A 1,146-nucleotide genomic window follows, 5' to 3' on the forward strand; every position below is an offset into this window, starting at 1 on the left:
GCGTCCAGCCCAGCGCGTCGCGCGTGCTGCGGCTGTCGATGCGCTTTCTGCTCTGGTAGAAACGCCGCAATGTCGCGCTGACTGATGGATCGTCCCAGGCCACCGCGGGCGGCAGGGTAAATCCCCCCAGCTGCGCAGCGAAGGCCAGTACATCCTGCGGTGGCGCCGGTTCGTCATCGCTCGGCAGATACAGTGCGTTGGCCATGGGGCGTTGCATCGCCGCGATCACCACCGCAGCCAGGTCGTCCACGTGCAGGCGATTGAACACCAGCCCTGGCCGCACCACGTGCCGCGCGCGGCCCTGCGCCAGCTGCAGCAGCGCGTTGCGCCCGGGTCCGTAGAGGCCCGGCAGGCGGAACATCGCCGAGGCGATACCGCGCGCATCCGCCAGCGCACGCCATTGCGTTTCGGCGAGGCGACGCTGCCTGCCTGCCGGCTCGGTGGCATCGGCCACGCTGTGCTCATTGATCCAGCCACCGTCGCGGTCGCCGTAGACCGAGGTCGACGACAGGTAACCGAGCCAACGCAGTGAACTGCTGTCGCGCAACGCGGCATACAGCAGGCGCAGCGCCGGGTCGCCCTCGGCATCGGGAGGGACGCTGCAAAGCACCGCGTCGGCATGGGCAATCGCAGCGAGCAGGCTCGGGGCAAGCGCGGCGTCGGCACGCAGCTGATGACGCAGCAGGCCATCGTCAGGTGCCGACGCCGGATCGCGCACCGTGCCTTCCACGTGTATGCCCTGGGCCTGAAGGCGCGCGGCCAACACGCGGCCACTCCAGCCCATGCCGAGGATCAGTACGCGCTTCGGCAACGGGCCGGGCATGTTCATCGGATCACACCGAGCGCTGGGCCTGGTAGGCCTGCAGGCTGCTGTAGGCGACCTGCAGCAGCAACGCTTCCTGGCCCGCGGCGCGCGCACGCGCCAGCATGTCGCCGACGATCTGGGCCGCTTCCACCTGCTGGCCTGCTTCCAGGTCGCGCAGCATCGACGCCTTCAACGCCGAGCCGGCCTGGGTCAGGGTGCCACGCGCGGTGTCCTGCGCCGCCTGCGGCACCGGCTCACCCGCTGCTTCGGCCACCGCCAGGCATTCGTCATAGAGCCCACGCACGATGGCGTCGCCGTCGTCGGTGGCCACGATCGTGCCG

Annotated in this window: 2 protein-coding genes; both read right to left on the reverse strand. The window is 70.2% G+C overall.

Annotated features, from left to right (window positions below; all coding sequences use genetic code 11):
• The coding region (locus AB4Y84_RS22145) for an NAD-dependent epimerase/dehydratase family protein (protein WP_442250996.1) at positions 1-823 on the reverse strand (823 nt) is incomplete at its 3' end.
• A 10-nt stretch (positions 824-833) separates the two neighbouring features.
• A partial coding sequence (locus AB4Y84_RS22150) for a ketopantoate reductase C-terminal domain-containing protein (protein WP_442250995.1) occupies positions 834-1,146 on the reverse strand: 313 nt, incomplete at its 5' end.

The sequence above is a fragment of the Stenotrophomonas sp. 2YAF22 genome, from assembly GCF_052114665.1.
Taxonomy (GTDB): Bacteria; Pseudomonadota; Gammaproteobacteria; order Xanthomonadales; family Xanthomonadaceae; genus Stenotrophomonas; species Stenotrophomonas indicatrix.